Annotated in this window: 15 protein-coding genes; 1 reads left to right on the forward strand and 14 read right to left on the reverse strand. The window is 28.0% G+C overall.

Annotation, left to right across the window (positions count from 1 at the left end; translation table 4 throughout):
* Positions 1–16: 16 nt before the first annotated feature.
* From prmC to STIUS_RS03450, 5 genes are read right to left on the reverse strand one after another with little or no spacing between them, the layout of a single operon-like run.
* Entirely contained in the window at positions 17–769 is a 753-nt protein-coding gene (gene prmC, locus STIUS_RS03430; protein ID WP_162649982.1) for a peptide chain release factor N(5)-glutamine methyltransferase, read from the reverse strand.
* Positions 762–1,844: a peptide chain release factor 1 gene (gene prfA, locus STIUS_RS03435; protein ID WP_162649983.1), complete on the reverse strand. Its 1,083-nt coding sequence runs from the start codon at positions 1,842–1,844 to the stop codon at positions 762–764. The genes prmC and prfA overlap by 8 nt, the downstream gene beginning before the upstream one ends.
* Before the next feature lie 9 nt (positions 1,845–1,853).
* Positions 1,854–2,495, reverse strand: a complete 642-nt coding sequence (locus STIUS_RS03440; RefSeq protein WP_162649984.1) for a thymidine kinase — start codon at positions 2,493–2,495, stop codon at positions 1,854–1,856.
* 4 nt (positions 2,496–2,499) lie between these two features.
* Complete coding sequence (locus STIUS_RS03445; protein ID WP_162649985.1) at positions 2,500–3,438, reverse strand: bifunctional oligoribonuclease/PAP phosphatase NrnA; 939 nt, start codon at positions 3,436–3,438, stop codon at positions 2,500–2,502.
* A 14-nt stretch (positions 3,439–3,452) separates the two neighbouring features.
* Positions 3,453–5,294 (reverse strand): hypothetical protein, encoded by a 1,842-nt coding sequence (locus STIUS_RS03450; protein ID WP_162649986.1) that lies wholly within the window; start codon positions 5,292–5,294, stop codon positions 3,453–3,455.
* Between the two features lie 106 nt (positions 5,295–5,400).
* On the opposite strand from STIUS_RS03450, the gene rpmE reads away from it, so the two are divergent.
* Positions 5,401–5,892 carry a 50S ribosomal protein L31 gene (gene rpmE / locus STIUS_RS03785; RefSeq protein ID WP_162649987.1) on the forward strand — a complete coding sequence of 164 codons (492 nt, stop codon included), beginning with the start codon at positions 5,401–5,403 and terminating at the stop codon, positions 5,890–5,892.
* A gap of 66 nt (positions 5,893–5,958) precedes the next feature.
* Here rpmE and STIUS_RS03460 read toward each other — a convergent pair whose 3' ends face one another.
* The 9 genes from STIUS_RS03460 to STIUS_RS03500 all read right to left on the reverse strand — a co-directional run bounded on the left by STIUS_RS03460 (position 5,959) and on the right by STIUS_RS03500 (position 14,238).
* Positions 5,959–6,138, reverse strand: a complete 180-nt coding sequence (locus STIUS_RS03460; RefSeq protein WP_162649988.1) for a helix-turn-helix domain-containing protein — start codon at positions 6,136–6,138, stop codon at positions 5,959–5,961.
* 21 nt (positions 6,139–6,159) lie between these two features.
* Positions 6,160–7,050 carry a class II fructose-1,6-bisphosphate aldolase gene (fba, locus tag STIUS_RS03465; protein ID WP_162649989.1) on the reverse strand — a complete coding sequence of 297 codons (891 nt, stop codon included), beginning with the start codon at positions 7,048–7,050 and terminating at the stop codon, positions 6,160–6,162.
* 294 nt (positions 7,051–7,344) lie between these two features.
* Positions 7,345–8,136 carry a hypothetical protein gene (locus STIUS_RS03470; protein WP_162649990.1) on the reverse strand — a complete coding sequence of 264 codons (792 nt, stop codon included), beginning with the start codon at positions 8,134–8,136 and terminating at the stop codon, positions 7,345–7,347.
* A gap of 211 nt (positions 8,137–8,347) precedes the next feature.
* Positions 8,348–8,734 (reverse strand): DNA-directed RNA polymerase subunit delta, encoded by a 387-nt coding sequence (gene rpoE, locus STIUS_RS03475; protein WP_162649991.1) that lies wholly within the window; start codon positions 8,732–8,734, stop codon positions 8,348–8,350.
* Positions 8,735–8,774: 40 nt separating this feature from the next.
* Entirely contained in the window at positions 8,775–9,956 is a 1,182-nt protein-coding gene (locus STIUS_RS03480; protein ID WP_162649992.1) for an HD domain-containing protein, read from the reverse strand.
* Position 9,957: 1 nt separating this feature from the next.
* Positions 9,958–11,388 carry a glutamate--tRNA ligase gene (gltX, locus tag STIUS_RS03485; RefSeq protein WP_162649993.1) on the reverse strand — a complete coding sequence of 477 codons (1,431 nt, stop codon included), beginning with the start codon at positions 11,386–11,388 and terminating at the stop codon, positions 9,958–9,960.
* 59 nt (positions 11,389–11,447) lie between these two features.
* The gene (gene ychF, locus STIUS_RS03490) at positions 11,448–12,545 is read right to left on the reverse strand and encodes a redox-regulated ATPase YchF (RefSeq protein WP_162649994.1); all 1,098 of its coding nucleotides are present in this window, start codon (positions 12,543–12,545) and stop codon (positions 11,448–11,450) included.
* Between the two features lie 48 nt (positions 12,546–12,593).
* Positions 12,594–13,478 (reverse strand): ParB/RepB/Spo0J family partition protein, encoded by an 885-nt coding sequence (locus STIUS_RS03495; RefSeq protein WP_162649995.1) that lies wholly within the window; start codon positions 13,476–13,478, stop codon positions 12,594–12,596.
* Complete coding sequence (locus tag STIUS_RS03500) at positions 13,471–14,238, reverse strand: ParA family protein (RefSeq protein WP_162649996.1); 768 nt, start codon at positions 14,236–14,238, stop codon at positions 13,471–13,473. Before STIUS_RS03500 ends, STIUS_RS03495 begins: the two co-directional genes overlap by 8 nt.
* Positions 14,239–14,243: the final 5 nt, after the last annotated feature.

Genomic DNA, 14,243 nt, shown 5'->3' on the forward strand with positions numbered 1-14,243 from the left:
AGACTATTATATATTTTTATATCTGAATAACAAAATATCTATAGTTGTTTGAATAATCCTTATTAAATTGAATATTATAATTTTTAAATATATTTTCAAGTTGTGGTTTTTGTTCAAACCCAAATTCACATATTATAATTGAACCTTTTTTAGTTATTTGAAAAATAGTCTCTTCTAATTTTTTGTAAAAATATAAACCGTTATCTTCAGCAAATAATGCAATATTTGGTTCATGATTTTTTACACTTAATTCAACATTAGAATCAGCTTTATTTATATAGGGAGGGTTTATTACTAATACATCAACTATTAAGTTTCTTTCAATTATTCAATCTAAATAATTAGATTGAATAATTTCTACATCTGAATTAATTTTATTTGAATTAATTTTTGCAACTTCAAGTGCTTTAGCTGATATATCTGAGCAATAAACTTTATTGTTGGTTTCATTTGAAATAGAAATACCTATACAACCACTACCAGTACATACATCAACAATAACTTTGTTTTTTAAATTTAATTTACAAACATAATCAACAATAAGTTCTGTTTCAAATCTTGGAATCAAAACACTACTATTTACTTTGAACCAATTTTTGTAAAAAAAACGACTACCCAAAATGTAACTAAAAGGCTTTTTTCCATAATTAGCATTTACTTTATCAACTGCTTCTAAATCATTAGTATCTAACAAAAAAGAAAACAATGTATTTAAATCGTTTTCTTCTATATCAACTTTTAATTTACTTTTTAAATCAATTTTAGTCATTATTTAATTCAATCAACCTTTTTTGCTCATCTTTAATAAGTGCTTCTATAATTTCTTCTAAGTTACCTTCCATGATTTGGTCAAGTTTTTGGAGTGTTAAATTTATTCTATGATCAGTAACACGGTTTTGACCATAATTGTAAGTTCTAATTTTCTCACTTCTATCTCCAGAACCAACTGCATTTTTTCTCAATGTGTCAGCTTTTGTTTGAGCTTCTAATTGCATAGCATCATAAATACGAGATCTCAACATTGTCATAGCAATTTCTTTGTTATCATGTTGACTACGTCCATCTTGAGAGGCCGATACGATACCTGTAGGTATATGAGTAACACGCACAGCTGAGTCTGTAGTGTTAACATGTTGACCCCCTGCTCCTCCAGATCTATATGTATCAATTCTTAAATCACTTGGTTTTATATCAATTTCAACTGCTGACATTTCAGGAAGAACAGCAACTGTCGCTGTTGATGTTTGTACTCTACCTTTTGATTCTGTTTTAGGAATCCTTTGGACACGGTGTGAACCTGATTCATATTTTAATTTTGAATATACTTTTTTACCCTTAACCATAGCAGATATTTGTGTAAATCCTCCAGCTGCTGATTCATATTGATCTAACACTGTAAATTTTCAACCTTGCTTTTCGCCATAGCGAGTATACATTCTATAAAGATCACCGGCAAAAATATTTGCTTCATCTCCACCAGCTGCTCCACGAATCTCAATTATTGAGTTCTTTTCATCATTAGGATCTTTTGGTAAAAGAGCAGAATTTATTTCCAAAACTAAATTATCAATTTTTTCAGAACATTCGATGATTTCCATTTGAGCCATTTCTTTCATTTCAGGATCTTTTTCTGACTTTAACATTGACTTAGCTTCAGACAACGACTGATCAACTTTTTTATACTCAATATACATTTCACAAACATCGATAATTGCTCCACGATCTTTGTTAAGTTTTTTTATGTTTTCAACGTTACTTAAAATTTGAGGATCACTTAAATCCTCATCAATTTTATTTAATTTTTGAAGCATTAATTCCAATACTTCAATCGTTCTTTTATCCATAAAACTTCCTTATTTAGTTTTTCTTTTTTTGTTAACATTTGGTTTTACATAGCAATGTCTACATCTTGCTTCATAACTATCTTCTCCAGATATTAGAACCAATGGTCCATCTGTATCTCTTACTGGTAATCCTTTAACAAGACGTTGAGTTCTATTGGCATGTCCACCACATTGTGAACATAGAGCTGATAATTTTTCTACATATTCTGCTAATGGTAATAATTCAAAAACATTTTTAAACGGATCAGATTTGTAATCTTTATCCAATCCATTGGCAACGATAATATATCCTTCGTTTGCCAAGTCCTCAACAACCTTAACAATTCCCTTATCAAAAAATTGAATTTCATCAATTCCAATAACATCAAATTTTTTGTTTGCGTCTAACTCAAATTCTTTATTTTTTAAAAGTTTCAACAAAGCTTTTGAATCCTTGACTGGATTTGCTTCATGGCGAATACCATGATGTGTTTGGACATTGTCTTCACTATATCTTTTGTCGATTTCTGGTTTAAATACGATAATTCTTTTTTTACCAAATTTATACCTAATCAATCTTCTGATGAATTCTTCTGTTTTACCAGCAAACATACATCCAACAATTAATTCTATTCAACCCATTTTATTCATTCTTTCTGGTCCACTTCCCATATTATTAAATTCCTTTCAAAATATTATTTAGCTCATTTTCAAAATTGTCTCAAGTACCAACTTCGCAGGCTGCAGCAAGTGTGTGACCACCACCACCGTATTTTTTTGCAATAAGAGAAACATCTTTGTTTCTACTTCTAAATGAAATTTTAACTATTCCATCTTCTTTTTCGTATGCAAGAAATCATGTTGAAATTTCATTAATTCCTGACATAATTCCCAATGCACTCTTGGCTGCTTCAATATCTATTATTCCATAATAATCACTTTTTTTCACACATAAATAGGCGTAATATTTTTTTTCATTAAAAACGATTTTTTCTGACATTTTAAATAACCATTTCTTTAAATTTAAATCAGTTAAATAAATTTCATTTGCTATTTCAGCTACATCAATTCCTGTTGATACCAAAACTTTTGCTGCCTCAAAAGTTTGAGCATTTGTATTTTTGAATAAAAATCTTCCTGAATCTGTCAATAAACCTTTGTATAAAAATTTGGCTGCTTCTTTTGAAATTTTTAAATTCATTGTCATGGCAAATATTGTAATTACTTGTGTGCACGCAATTGCAGTTGGATCTACTAAAAAATTATCTCCAAAGTCATGAGATTCAAACTTATGGTGATCAATTTTAAATATTTCCTTTACATTCATTTTTTTATCAAAATCAATGCGTGATTGATTTGCAACATCTACAGTTAAAAGTATTGATTTTTTAATTTGTTCATCTGATAATTTAAATTTATATGGTTTGTCTTCAATCTTACTTCCCACAATATATACGTTTTTATTTTTGAAATTATCTTCAATAATTCTTTTTAAACCTTCAGCACTTCCTTGAGCATCTCAGTCTGGCATTACATGCTTTGCAATGATAATTGTTTTATATTCTTCTATCTTTTGAAGAAGTGTTTTATATTCTTCGTAGAATATATTTTCCATATTATTAACTCCTTTTATATTAATTTAATTAGACCTGACAATGATATATAGGCTTTAAATATATATCCAACTTCATATTTTTTTTCTAAAGGAACAATTAATTTTATTCCATCTTCAGTGACACACTTGTAATATATGTCCCCTGGTTGTGGTTCTTCAACTACTGTTAAGTTAACTCGTAAAATTTCATCATTAGCTTTTTTCTTTTCTTCACTTATTGAATGAGGATCTAAATAAACAAAACCACTGTTTTTAAATTTCATACTATCGTTATCTTCAAACTTATTTCCCAACATTAAAATTTCTTTATCTTTTTTTATGTAAGGAATCTTATTATAATTTCCTAGTGATTTTTCAACTGTTTTGTATCTATTTATTAGGTATTCGCGTAGAGTTATTTCTCTCAATTCATTTCTTGAATTTTCATACAACGTATTTGGAATGAACTCAGCTAATGTAAAATTATCATCAATTATAATTATTGATTTATCAGTCTCTCTATTAATCATATTTTTAAGAACAGTATTTAAAGCATTTTTGTCATTTTCATTTAAATGAGAGACCATATTATAGATAACAATATTATTAGCTCCCAATAAATACATTGAAACTATTTTTATATAAATTGAATATAAGTTTGGATTAATTAAAATCTTCTTTGTATCAATTTCTAATTTTATTGAAATTGCATTAACTTGCTTTTGGACTTGACTAAATACACTACCAACTTTACTTAATAGGATATCTTTATAATTATTATAGTTTTCTTGTGTACCAAAAGTAATCTCATTGTTTTTAACTTTGTAATGATAACTATGAATTCATTCTTGAATTTTAGATTTTAATCCCACAATATCATCGGCTAAAAATTCAAAAATAACCTTCTCTTGTTTAGAAACAAAGTCTTTTCTTTCTTTATCATTAATAACCACTCAAGGGCATAGTTCTTCGACTTTTTTAATCTTATTTCTTTTTGATTTTTTCTTTCCAAAAGACTGAATTATTTTAGATTTAAGAGTTTCTATAATTTTCGTTTCATTTGCTATTGTGCTTCTTAAGAAATTGACTTCTAAGTCAATTTTTTTAAGTTCTCTCATAACAATTCAAAATGGTTCTTTGTATTGAAAAAATCTTCCCATTGATTTTGATGTCTTATTTTCCTTAGCCTGAAACTCGCAAGAACATGAGAATCTCATATCATTAATAGAACGTATCTTATCTCAAAGACTTTGATAATAAATGATTGCCAAACGATTTAATTTAATTCTTTCGTGTGTTTTTCAATATTCTTTTAATCAGTTAGTTAGTAAAGGGTTTTTATTTAACAACAGATCATTTTTAATCATTGATAAGTTTCTTTCATTAATTGAATTAGTGAATTTTTCTAAAGCTTCTAACTCAACATTAATCGCAGTTTTTATTCAATCTGTAATACTTGAGTCAATTTGCTCTTTTAATAAAGTTTCATTAATATTTCTATTAGATTTTTTATAACTTAAAAATGTATATTTATTTTCATAATATCTAGATTTCAATAATTTGTAAGCTCGTAAATTAGATCTAACAGAGAAATAATAAACTAATTCCTTTGGAACAAATCTAGTTCAAAAGCCATCAGTTCTTGCGCTAACTACGCGGCGCTTTGTTCATGATTTACTTAGTCTTTCCTCACCATCAATTTCAAATATACCTTCTGCAATATCATATTTACCATTCAATGCATTTAAAATGTATTTTGATTCCTTGTGGTTTGTTGAAATCAAATATTTGACTTCATTTGGGTTAACACTAAAATTTAGCTTTTGAGGGCTAAATTTTTTATTACTGTATTTTAAATCAACAATCTTTAAACTCATATAATGATTTTAATCCATTACTCTTACATTGCTTATTTAAATAAAAAATATATGTAATGTAATATAAATTAGCATATAATAATTTTATTGTAAAAGGAGATTTATCATGCCAAAACAAAACATTCATCCTAAATATTTCGATGAAGCTCAATTTATTTGTGTTACATGTAATTCAAAATTCGACATGGGTACAACATTGTCAGAAGAAGTAAGAGTTGATACTTGTTCTAAGTGTCATCCATTCTATACTGGTAAACAAACGTTTGCCAATGCAGAAGGTCGTGTTGAAAAATTCAAAGAAAAATTTGCTAAGAAAGATGCAATGGCAACTGCACCAAAAACTACAGTTGCAAAAGTACCTGAGAAAAAAGCAAAGGCAGTTGTTATGGATTTAAGTGATCTTAAAGATTACAACAAATCAGCAACAGTTGAGAAAAAAGTTGAAGCCAAAACTGCAACAGCTACTACAGCAGCAAAGAAAACTGAAGTTAAAGCAACAACAACTACAGCAGCAAAGAAAACTGAAGTTAAAGCAACAACAACTACAGCAGCAAAGAAAACTGAAGTTAAAAGTGAAAAACCAAAAGAAAAAAAATAGTTTAAATGCTATTTTTTATTTTAAAAATAATTTAAAAAAAACTTCTTTTAAAAGAAAAAACAACTACTATGCAGTTGTTTTTTCTTTCTTGTTTTTTAATCCTTCAACGCCATGTAAGTTATAGGTTTTTAACCAGTTCCTTAATGACGATGAACTAATATTTCTTGTTGGTGCAAAGTTTTCAACTGTTGCTCCAGACTTTTTGTAATCTTTGATTATTTTTTCTTTATCAGTTCAATGAATCAAGAAAAATATAAGTTAAGCTTATTAAGCTTTTCCTTTACATCCAAAGATTGCTGTCAGTTCGTTAAATGTGTTTTGAATTGCTTTAAATCCTGGGTTTAATAATTTACGAGGATCAAATCCTTTAGCTTCATCATCTAAGTCTTTTCTAGCTTCGATGTATGTACGAGTAGCATCTCTAAAAGACAATTGTAATTCTGTATTTACATTGATTTTTGAAATTCCTAAAGAAATAGCTTTTTGAACTTGTTCTGTAGGTATTCCTGAACCACCATGTAGTACCATTGGCAACTTAGCTGCATCTTGTAGAGATTCTAAAGTTTCAAATGATAATGTTTTTCATCATTCTGGATATTTACCATGAATGTTCCCAATTCCTGCAGCCAACATTGTTATTCCTAAACCAGCCATTTCTGATGCTTGTTTTGGATCTCCAAGTTCACCTTGTCCTACAACTCCGTCTTCTTCACCACCAATTGAACCAATTTCTGCTTCAACTGATACTTCATATTTTTTAGCGAATGCAACAATTTCTTTTGTCTTCGCAATGTTTTCCTCATATGGTAAATGTGAACCATCGAACATTACTGATGAGTAACCTGCTTCGATACATTTTTTAGCCATTTCAAGTGATTGACCGTGGTCTAAGTGTAAAGCCACTGGTACAGTTATTTTTAATTCATCTAGTAAACCATTAACCATTCCTACTACTACTTTTACTCCACCCATGTATTTAATTGCACCTTCTGATGTTCCTAAAATAACTGGTGTGTTAGAAGCTTGAGCAGCTTCTAAAATTGCTTTAGTTCATTCTAAATTGTTTATGTTGAAGTGACCAACTGCATATTTATTTTTATGCGCTGCATCAACCATAGCTTTAGAACTAACTAATTGTTTGTGATAAATCTTTGCCATTTGTTTTTTTCCTTATATGTGTCTGCATATATTTTACCTCTTTATACTAAAATGTCTATCTATAAATAAAAATAGAGTTGAATAAAATTTTGAAAAGATTAATGTATCAACCTTGTTCTTTTAAATTTAAATTCACCATATTTGTTGCTGCTCTTTCATAACTAATATCGTTTATATATCAACCTACTTCAAGTCTTTCTTTTTGAACTTTTAATTTTAAGTTTAGAGCACATTATATTGTTAAAGAGTTTGTACAACTTAAATAAAAAAATAGAAGCTAGCTTCTATTTAATATTAATCTCTTTTTACATCTATTACGTAAGCAGTATTACCTCGAACACTTGCTTTAACTCCTTCTTCTGTAGGACTAATGTAAAAGAATAATGATAATGTTTCGCCTTCTTTCATATTTGCAATATCTTCATCTGTAATTGGTCTTTGAGTATTATTATTTGTCATAACACTATAATTTAAAAATCTTGCATAATTTCCTACAACTAATGACAATGGATTACCCGGATCAAATGCAAAAGTTTGAATAACCATTACTTCAAAAAATTTAATTATTGATTTTTGATCTTTGTTATAATCTCAATTCAATTCAAGCGGTCCATGCCCCATATCAATTAAATTAAAGGAATTAAATTTGAAATACAATTTTAAAAATCCTTCACCATGTACTCCATTTTCAACACCTAATTTAGTTGGAACAATTTTAACAAAATAATATTGTTGCATTGATGAATTGAAACCTAAAATATCTTCTACTGTAATTGGTTCGCCTGTTACAGCACTTACCATACTTTCGATTTCTGTGTAATGTTCAAATATCAAACCTGTTCTTGATTCTAATTGTCTAATTATACTTCTTTCAAATTTTTCAATTGTATTTCCAAAAATTACTCCTCCATAACCAATTTCATTTAAATTTAAAGGCATATATTCGAATTGAGATAAATCTTGGATAATTTCTCTATCATCATTTCTTGTTAATTTTTGATTAATAGTTTCGCTGTTAATAACTATTGGCGTAGCAGCTGAGATACCTACAGCTGAGATTCCAATTAAACTTAGTAAAATTTTCATATATATTCTCCCTATGTATAATATAACATTAATTTGGAAATTATTCCAAATTATTTAAATATTTGATAAAAACTAGCAATGTAATTCAGTACTCGATTTTTATTAATATTTAAAAGAACAGTATTAAATAATTTATTTAAGTTTAGTTCATTTTGTACTTTGTTTACTTCATTTAAATAAAAATACCCCCATTAATTTGGGAGTATTTATTTTAATATTCGTCTTCTTCGTCTTCTAAATCTTCTGTCTTAACATCTAATTCAGTTTCATTTGCATCAACTTCAAAATCCATTGTTTCTTCAGCCATTTCTGCTTCATCAAAGAATTCTGTAGTTTCAAAATTATCTAAATAGTCATATTGTTTTTTAATTTCATCTAATTTTAAGTTTTTTCTTAATGCTCAGTTTCCATCAGCTGTAAGTGCAAATCTGTTATCTAATACTAGATCTGAATATAAATCTGCTAATAAATCATTTTTATCTGATTTACTTAACTTCATGTCTTTTGAAATTTCTGTTCATATTTTTTCAAAAGATACTGTTTCTTCTTTTGATTTATCAAGTAAGTTAAATACTTGTTCTATTATTGAATGGTTCATAATGATACTCCTTTTACAATTAATGTTATTCTATCAAATGTTAAGCGTATATATATACTTCTTTAATAGAATTCTTTCTATTAATTGACGAATTGATAATTCTACTTTTTTCACTTAGTGTAGATAATTTCCCATTTTCAACGAATACAACACTTTTTGGATCATTTTTTGGAAGATCTGAATATATTGCAACTTCTTTATACGGCATCACTTTGAAATAGTATTTTGTATCTAGTGTTGATTTAAATTTTAATTCTGCAAATTCTTTTTTAGACAGTTTGAACGACACTTTATGAAAACGTCTATTAATTAATCTATCACTTAGATCAGATAATATTTCATCTTCTTCACTAATCATTTCTGACATAATATTTGTTAGTTTGTGATCATCTAATAATTGAAATTTCTCAACTGAGATTTCTTCATTATTAATTAATTCTTTTAAAAATTCAACTGAGTGTGAATTTTTAAAATTATAATTCTCCTTAACTAAATCTCTAATTCTTTCTAATCAAAACATTGTTGTATATTTAAAACCTAATGACGTTTTGTGTCTATAAACTTGCTCGTACATATGATATCTTCCAACAAAATAATCTTCAATAGCATGGATAGCTTTTATTGAAAAAACAATTCTATTATCTTTTACATACATGTTAGACAAGATGTAGTCAATATCAAAATTAGAATATGGCACTCCAACATTAAAAGCATCTCTCATCATATAATCAAATCTATCTGCATCAATTTGAGAAGAAATTATTGAATTCATAATTTGATTTGCATGTTTACCCATTACTAATGAACACACTGATTCAATATCAATACTATAATTTTTTAATACTTTGTTAATTTGTGTATTACCTTTAATGATATCTACTGTATAAAGTTCATGAGCTTTAGTAGAAATACTTTCAAAGTTATGTGAAAATGGTCCATGACCAATATCGTGCAATAATCCCGCAATTTTTAAAAGTTTTTTTTCATCATCTTTAAGAATATTTTTCAATCCTTCTGAACTTACAAACCTATCTACAACATAAAATGTACCAACACAATGATTAAATCTTGTATGTGTAGCTGTCGGAAAAACAAACTCAGTTGAAGATAACTGTTTTATTCTTCTTAATCTTTGAAATTCTTTTGTATTTATTAAATCTAAATAAATTTGTTCATCAACAATTATTGATTTATAAATATTGTCTCGTATGATTTTTAGCATCTTAAATTCCTTTTAAGTTATTTAAAACTTTTTCTTTTCCTAAATACATAATTGTTTTAGCAAGTTCTGGTCCATGTGACTGAGTAGTTGTCATAATTCTTATTGGCATGAACAAATCCTTTCCCTTTATTCCAAGAGATAGACCAATTAATTTGATCATATCTTTGATGCTTTGCTCATCAAATTTAATTGAAGAAATTTGCTCAATTAAAGTTTCATTTAATTTTTTGTATTCAAATGATTTTAATAATTCCAAATCTTCTTTTGAAACTTTTACTTCTGTAAAAAACATTCCAATGTGATCGTTTATTTGAACTCCGTATTCAATTTCTTTTTTAAATAACATTAATATTCCATTTAACTCATCTTCTTTTAATTTAGATACTTCAAATTTTGGATCGATGAATTCTTTAATAAAACTTAAATATTTTTCGTCATCAATTTTTTTCATTCAAACTGAGTTAACTCATTTTAATTTATTAACGTCAAATGTTGAAGGTGATTTAGAAAATCTTTTTTCATCGAATTTTTTAACCAATTCTTCTTTAGTAAAGATTTCATCTTCTCCACCTGGAGATCATCCAAGCAAAGCAATGTAGTTAAACATAGCTTCAGGCAAGTAACCTAATGATTTATATTGTGAAATGAAGAATGTTTGGTTACCACTTCGCTTAGATAATTTTTTTCTGTTTTCATCAACTATTAAAGTCATGTGACCATATGTTGGAGCAGTTCACCCTAAAGCTTCAAATACCATTAATTGTTTTGGAGTATTTGAAATGTGCTCTTCTCCTCTAACTACATGAGTGATTTCCATATCAAAATCGTCAACTACAACTGCAAAGTTGTAAGTTGCAATACCATTAGATTTAATGATTACTCAATCACCTATTTCATTTGAATCGAATTTAATATCTCCTCTAACTATATCAGCAATGTTGTATTCTTTATTTTCAGGAACTCTGAATCTAATATTAAATTCCATGCCGTCTTTAGTATGAATTTGTTCTTTTGTTAAGTTAGCACATGTTCCTGCATATTTAGTAGCAACAATACCTCTGGCATTTTGTGCTTCTCGTTCTTTTTCTAATTCTGCTTGTGTACAAAAACATTTATACGCATAACCTTTTCCAATTAGTTTGTTTGCATAATCTTTGTAAATTTCTAATTTTTCAGTTTGTTTGTAAGCTCCATATTTTTTAATGGGTTTCAAAAATGACTCATCCGGTTCAATGGATAATCAAGCTAAGTTATCAAATTGTGATTCAATAGCATCATCTACATTTCTTTCAAAATCTGTGTCTTCAATTCTAACAATGAAGTCACCTTTATAATGCTTGGCAAATAAGAAATTCATTAAAGCAGTTCTTGTGTTTCCTATATGTAAATATCCTGTTGGAGATGGTGCGTAACGCAATCTAATGTTTTTCATTTAAACCTCAATGTATGTTTATTTTAACAAATAAAAAAGAACCCAATGGCTCCAATTTTTTATCTATTGAATTTAAAGTGACAAACATCACCATCTTGAACGATGTATGTTTTACCTTCTAATCTCATTTTTCCTGCAGCTTTTAATTCTGATTCATTCTTGAAATTCATCATATCTTCATATGAATACACTTCAGCTTTAATAAATCCTTTTTCAAAATCTGTATGAATGATACCTGCGCAAACTGGTGCTGTTGATCCAGTTTTAAATTGTCAACCACGAGCTTCTTGTGGTCCACAAGTAAAATAAGTTTTTAGATCTAATAATTTATAAGCACTTTTGATTAGTAACTCTAATCCAGTTTCTTCAACTCCTAGTTCACTTAGAAAAACCATTTTTTCATCATGATCTAATTCAGATAATTCTTCTTCTAAACGTGCACAAATTTTTATGCATTCATTTCCATTAGCTTTAGCGTAATCACTTAATTTTTTATAGTTATCTGAATCTTCAGCAAGTTTATCATCATTAACATTTCCAACATAAATCATTTTTTTAGAAGTAAGCAGTTGGAATGACTTAGCCATTTCAAATTCATCATCAGTTAATTTAATTTGACTTATCATCAATGCTTCAGATAAACCTTTTTTAAGTTTAAGCAGCAAGTCATGTTCAACTATTGCTTCTTTATCTTTTCCACCTCGTGCTTTGGGGGCTATACGAGCAATTCTTTTATCAACAGATCCTTCATCAGCATAAATTAATTCAAGTTGAATTGTTTCAATATCTCTAATTGGGTTAACACTTCCATCAACGTGTGTAATATCTTTTGATTCAAAACATCTTACTACTTGACAGATTGCATCAGTTTCACGAATGTTTGCTAAGAAAGCATTTCCTAAACCTTCACCTCTTGAGGCTCCAGCAATTAATCCTGCAATATCTACAAATTCAATTGTTGTTGAAATTATTTTTTTTGAATTAAATACTTCAGCTAAATTATTTAATCTAACATCAGGAACTTCCACGACACCAACATTTGGATTAATTGTAGCAAAAGGATAATTAGCTGCCTCGACTTTTGAATTTGTTATTGCGTTAAACAAAGTAGATTTCCCTACGTTTGGTAAACCTACAATTCCTACTTTTAATGCCATGTTTTATTTCTCCTTAATGTAAAAGTTAATTACGAATGTAATTAACTTTTAATCTTCTAATAAATCTAAGATTTCTAAAATTCTATTTAAATCTTTATTATTTGAATAATTGATAACTAATTTTTTCTTTTCGATTGAAACACGTGTTCCAAGTTTTTTTTGGATTACATCTTCTAAATGTTTGATTTCAAATGATTTTGGTTTTTCAGATTTTGTACCTGTTCCATCCATTGACTGAAATTTTATTAACATCTCAACTTCACGAGCTGTCATATTTTTTTCCATTACTTTTTTAAATAATGAGTTAAGCACTTCTGGTTTATCAATCAATACTAATAATGGTCTAACTTGACCAGTTGTTACTTTACCCTCTAGCAAAGCATTTTGGATATTAGTTGGGAATTTTAATAACCTCATAATGTTTGCAACATATGGTCTAGATTTTTTAATTTTTGTCGCTATTTGATCTTGAGTTAAGTTTAATTTTTTAGACATTTGATTATAAGCAATAGCTTCTTCAATATCTGTTAAATCAACACGCTGAATATTTTCAATAATAGCTAACTCTTCAATTTGTAACGAATTAAGTTTTAAAACTACTACAGGAACTTCTGTGAGTCCAGCTATTTTTGATGCCCTAAATCTCCTTTCACCAGCAACTATCTGAAAGTTGCTATTGTCAATTTTTGTTACAACAATTGGTTGAATCAATCCATGTTCTTTAATTGATTCAGCAAGATTTTCTAATTCTTCTTGGTTAAAGTTTTTTCTAGGTTGGAATGGGTTTGTAATCATTGAAGATAAAGGAACAGTATTACTTTCAGCTGTCCTTAGTATTTCTTCTTTGTTATCCCCAAGGACTCCAACAACATCATCAACGTCATCACCAAGGATATCGTTTAGAGATTGAAATGTATATTTTTTCTTAGCCATTATTTTTTAATACCTCTCTTGTAAACTCTGCATAAGATTTAGCAGCTTTGTTTGATTTATCATATTCATAAATTGATTCACCCATCATTGGAGCTTCGGCAATTTTTATACTTCTAGGGATTAGTGCACTATAAGTTTTATCACCAAATGTTTTTTTAATTTCACCATAAACATCTCTACATAATTTTGTTCTACTATCATACATTGTTACAAGAACACCTTCGATTTGTAGTTTTTGATTTTTAGATGCCTTGATTGCTTTTACTGTTTTTAATAATTGAGCTACACCATGTAGTGCGTAGTGTTCTGCTTGAATAGGAATAATAATTGAATCAGATATTTCCAATACGCAAATATTAATTATTCCTAAACTAGGCGGACAGTCAATGATTATAAAATCATAAATATCTTTAAGTTGTTTAATGTCATTTTTTAAAACATTTACATATTGTTCTTTTTTTTCACCAAGAACAAAATCAAGTGAAGATATGTTTGAAGTACTTGCTATTAAATCTAAGTTTTCTTTTACTTCTTTTTGAATTACATCAATGTATTTTAGATTTTCAGTAAACATATGAAAAATAGATTTAGTTGAATTACTAACTCTAAATCCAACACCAGATGAAGCGTTGTATTGTGAATCAACATCCATTAATAAAACTTTTTTACCTTCGATTGCTAGACCGCAAGCTAGGTTAATTGAAGTTGTTGTTTTTCCAACACCACCCTTTTGGTTGGTGATAGCAATAATTTTTCCCATATATT

The organism is Spiroplasma sp. TIUS-1, assembly GCF_010365785.1.
Classification (GTDB): Bacteria; Bacillota_I; Bacilli_A; order Mycoplasmatales; family Mycoplasmataceae; genus TIUS-1.